The sequence below is a fragment of the Pluralibacter sp. genome (assembly GCF_019237635.1).
Classification (GTDB): domain Bacteria; phylum Pseudomonadota; class Gammaproteobacteria; order Enterobacterales; family Enterobacteriaceae; genus Enterobacter_B.
On record NZ_JAFAGS010000113.1, the window covers coordinates 1 to 4376 of the forward strand.

General features: G+C 57.5%; 4 protein-coding genes. 3 read left to right on the top strand and 1 reads right to left on the bottom strand.

Going from position 1 to position 4376, the window contains the following annotated elements:
- Positions 1 to 275 precede the first annotated feature (275 nt).
- Positions 276 to 629 (top strand): hypothetical protein, encoded by a 354-nt coding sequence (locus JO226_RS13235; RefSeq protein ID WP_293592840.1) that lies wholly within the window; start codon positions 276 to 278, stop codon positions 627 to 629.
- Positions 630 to 674: 45 nt separating this feature from the next.
- On the opposite strand, the gene JO226_RS23330 is transcribed toward JO226_RS13235, so the two are convergent.
- Positions 675 to 863, bottom strand: coding sequence for a hypothetical protein (locus tag JO226_RS23330; protein ID WP_367273559.1), 189 nt, complete (start codon positions 861 to 863; stop codon positions 675 to 677).
- A 392-nt stretch (positions 864 to 1255) separates the two neighbouring features.
- On the opposite strand from JO226_RS23330, the gene treB reads away from it, so the two are divergent.
- On the top strand, positions 1256 to 2674 hold the full coding sequence (treB, locus tag JO226_RS13240) for a PTS trehalose transporter subunit IIBC (protein WP_293592842.1): 1419 nt from the start codon (positions 1256 to 1258) through the stop codon (positions 2672 to 2674).
- A gap of 50 nt (positions 2675 to 2724) precedes the next feature.
- Positions 2725 to 4365, top strand: coding sequence for an alpha,alpha-phosphotrehalase (gene treC, locus JO226_RS13245; RefSeq protein ID WP_293592844.1), 1641 nt, complete (start codon positions 2725 to 2727; stop codon positions 4363 to 4365).
- Positions 4366 to 4376: the final 11 nt, after the last annotated feature.

A 4376-nucleotide genomic window follows, 5' to 3' on the forward strand; every position in this document is an offset into this window, starting at 1 on the left:
ACGAAGCTCCTTTTACCCCACTCTCACTCATCATAAATTATGCCCGTTGCAGGTCACCTGTAACCGGGCGTAGGAACCCGTATAAATGCACAAAGCGACAATTTTTATGTCGGGGCAGCGCACATCCAGATAAAATCATGGTGGCGCTGGCGGAGCAGCCGAAAGGCTGGCCGGTTTCTTTGTGCATCGGTACTTCCTACCTCCGCCAGCGTCACCACCCTCGAGCGTAGGAACTCAGGCGGTGATTACTCAAAATTGCACAAAGAGGCTGCCTTATGGCTACTTTCCCAACCTTCCCTTTTTCTGGATCTCATGGAAATTTTGTCCGTCAGATAATCACCAGACCTCTACCGGCATCAGCCGATCTGTTCGAAGTGGCGGATTTATGCACTTCGTTTGTCAATGTACTGCTCGAAACAAGCGATACAGCAGAACGTAATGCACTGTGTGGACGCTTATTACACGCGCTCATGACAATGCAAGATCTCTGTGAAAGTGATTTGCCTGAGCATTTAATTGAGCGTCTAAGTACCGATGTCATCCCTGCTTCGATAATGCCCGATTGCTGGTACAACTTCCAACAATCGGTGAGCCGCTTTCATCCTCAAGCCATAGGTGCGCTGGAGTAGACATATAATTTCCTTATATAATTTACAGAGTTAATGTGCGGGTATTTACCATTTCACGTAGCGACCAAAAATAACCATAATGAATATGAAGAAAACACCTATTGGCCATACGGGGCTACCAGGGAAGAAATGGGCCTGCAGTAATGCAAATATGATTGTTAGTAGTGCCGGTCCGTAGAACGAAACTAAGGACTTAAACAGCCGCCTAAAAAGCCTTTTGATAATATTCATCATGATAATCGAATCAGTCTGGTAATAGTATTTGCTATACCTGAACCGGATGCCCCTTCTGCTTCAAGGGCACCTGCGCGTTGGAACACGGGGGCTATCAGAAATACATCATCTCCAGATTCTGCACGTACAGCGCTGCAGCCCCGCCGAATATATGGCCCATAAGGGCACTTATCTCCAGGACAGGCCAATGCTCTTACCATCACTTAATAAAAACGGGTTATTGTTCAAGTATCATACTGTGCTAATGACTTAACCAAAATCCCCTTCTAAGTGCACTAACGGACGAATATTTGTGATCGTCACCCATTTTCGGGAACGTTCCCGTTTCCGAGTTCACACGAAACGGATAGCCTTTGCGCAGGTCATAACTTCCTCTGCTGCGAGACCTCATCATGAGCAAAGTAAAACAACAGGACATCGATAAACTGATCGAACGGGTCGGCGGGCGCGACAATATCGCCACCGTCAGCCACTGCATCACCCGCCTGCGCTTTGTGCTGAATAACCCGGCCAGCGCCAACCCCAAAGCCATCGAAGCGCTGCCGATGGTCAAAGGCTGCTTTACCAACGCCGGGCAGTTCCAGGTGGTGATTGGTACCGACGTCGGCGATTACTACAAGGCGCTGCTGGCCACCACCGGGCAGGCCTCCGCCAATAAGGAGCAGGCAAAGCTCGCCGCGCGGCAGAACATGAAATGGCATGAGCGGCTGATTTCCCACTTTGCCGAAATCTTCTTCCCGCTGCTGCCCGCGCTGATCAGCGGCGGTTTAATCCTCGGTTTTCGCAACGTCATCGGCGACCTGCCGATGAGCAACGGCCAGACGCTGGCGCAGATGCACCCGTCGCTGAAAACCGTCTATGACTTTCTGTGGCTTATCGGCGAAGCCATCTTCTTCTACCTGCCGGTCGGGATCTGCTGGTCGGCGGTGAAGAAAATGGGCGGCACGCCGATCCTCGGCATCGTGCTGGGGGTGACGCTGGTGTCGCCGCAGCTGATGAACGCCTATTTACTGGGCCAGCAGGTGCCGGAAGTGTGGAACTTCGGCCTGTTCAGCATCGCGAAGGTGGGCTATCAGGCGCAGGTGATCCCGGCGCTGCTGGCCGGTCTGGCGCTCGGCATGATTGAAACGCGCCTGAAGCGCATCGTGCCGGATTACCTCTACCTGGTGGTGGTGCCGGTCTGTTCGCTGATCCTCGCCGTCTTCCTCGCCCACGCCTTTATCGGCCCGTTCGGCCGCCTGATCGGTGACGGCGTGGCGTTCGCGGTACGCCACCTGATGACCGGCAGCTTCGCCCCGATTGGCGCGGCGCTGTTCGGCTTCCTCTATGCGCCGCTGGTGATAACCGGCGTGCATCAGACCACGCTTGCTATCGACATGCAGATGATCCAGAGCATGGGCGGAACGCCAGTGTGGCCGCTGATTGCGCTGTCCAACATCGCCCAGGCGTCCGCGGTGGTCGGCATCATTATCTGTAGCCGCAAGCACAACGAGCGCGAGATTTCCGTTCCGGCGGCCATTTCCGCCTACCTCGGCGTGACTGAACCGGCCATGTACGGCATCAACCTGAAATACCGCTTCCCGATGCTGTGCGCGATGGTCGGCTCGGGGCTTGCGGGCCTGCTGTGCGGCCTTAACGGCGTGATGGCCAACGGCATCGGCGTTGGTGGCCTGCCCGGCATCCTCTCTATCCAGCCAACTTACTGGCAGGTCTATGCGCTGGCGATGGTTGTCGCCATCGTGGTGCCGATTGTGCTGACGATACTGGTGTACCAGCGCAAGTTCCGTCAGGGCACGCTGCAGATTGTGTAATGTCGTCGGGGCGCGTCGGCGCCCTTTCTGTTGTAACTCAGGAAAAATGTATGAATAACCTTCCCCACTGGTGGCAAAACGGCGTTATCTACCAGATCTACCCGAAGAGTTTCCAGGACACAACCGGCAGCGGCACCGGCGACTTGCGCGGCGTCACCGCCCGCCTCGACTATCTGAAAACCCTGGGCATTGACGCCATCTGGCTCACGCCGTTTTACGTCTCGCCGCAGGTGGATAACGGCTACGATGTCGCCGACTACACCGCCATCGACCCGGCCTACGGCACGCTGGCGGATTTCGACGAACTGGTGGCGCAGGCGAAAGCACGCGGGCTCCGCCTCATTCTCGACATGGTGTTTAACCATACCTCGACCCAACACCCGTGGTTTGCCGACGCGAAGCACCCGGACAGCCCACGCCGCGCGTTCTATATCTGGCGTGACGATCCGAATAACTGGCGCGCCAAATTCGGCGGCAACGCCTGGCAATGGCATGCCGACAGCGAGCAGTATTATCTGCACCTGTTCGCCCCCGAGCAGGCCGATCTCAACTGGGAAAACCCGGCGGTGCGCGCCGAGCTAAAACAGGTCTGCGAGTTCTGGGCCGATCGCGGCGTGGACGGCCTGCGCCTTGACGTGGTGAACCTGATTTCCAAAGATCAGGATTTCCCGTTCGATCTTGAAGGCGACGGTCGCCGCTTTTACACCGACGGCCCGCGGGTGCATGAATTCCTCCAGGAGATGAGCCGCGACGTCTTTACGCCGCGCCAGCTGATGACCGTGGGCGAGATGTCCTCCACCACGCTTGAACACTGCCAGCAATACGCCGCGCTCGACGGTCGCGAGCTGTCGATGACCTTTAACTTCCATCACCTGAAGGTGGACTACCCGAATGGCGAGAAGTGGACGCAGGCAAAACCGGACTACGTCGCGCTGAAGGCGCTGTTCAGCCACTGGCAGCAGGGCATGCACAATGTGGCCTGGAACGCGCTGTTCTGGTGCAACCACGACCAGCCGCGCATCGTGTCGCGCTTCGGCGATGAGGGCGAATACCGCGTCGTCGCCGCCAAAATGCTGGGCATGGTGCTGCACGGCATGCAGGGAACACCGTACATCTATCAGGGCGAAGAGATAGGCATGACCAACCCGCACTTCCGGCGGATTACCGACTACCGCGACGTGGAGAGCCACAACATGTTCGCCGAACGCCTCGGTCAGGGCGTCGATGCCGATACGCTGCTGGCGATCCTCGCCAGCAAGTCCCGCGACAACGGCCGCACGCCGATGCAGTGGAGCGAGGCGGCGCACGGCGGCTTCACCACCGGCGAGCCGTGGATCGCGCTTTGCGATAACTACCGCGAGATCAACGCCGACGCGGCGCTTCGCGACCCTGATTCGGTGTTCTACACTTATCAGTCGCTGATTCAGTTACGCAAAACGCTGCCGGTGCTGACGTGGGGGGATTATCAGGATCTTCTGCCGCAGCACCCTTCCCTGTGGTGCTACCGCCGCCAGTGGCAGGGCCAGACCCTGCTGGTGGCGGCGAACCTCAGCCGCGAAGTTCAGACCTGGGCGCCGGAGCAAACCGATGACGACTGGCAGACTGTGCTCAGCAACTACCCGGACACCGCCGACAAGCCGGGCGCAATAACGCTGCGCCCGTTTGAAGCGGTGTGGTGGTTGCAGGGGTAATCAGGCAAGCT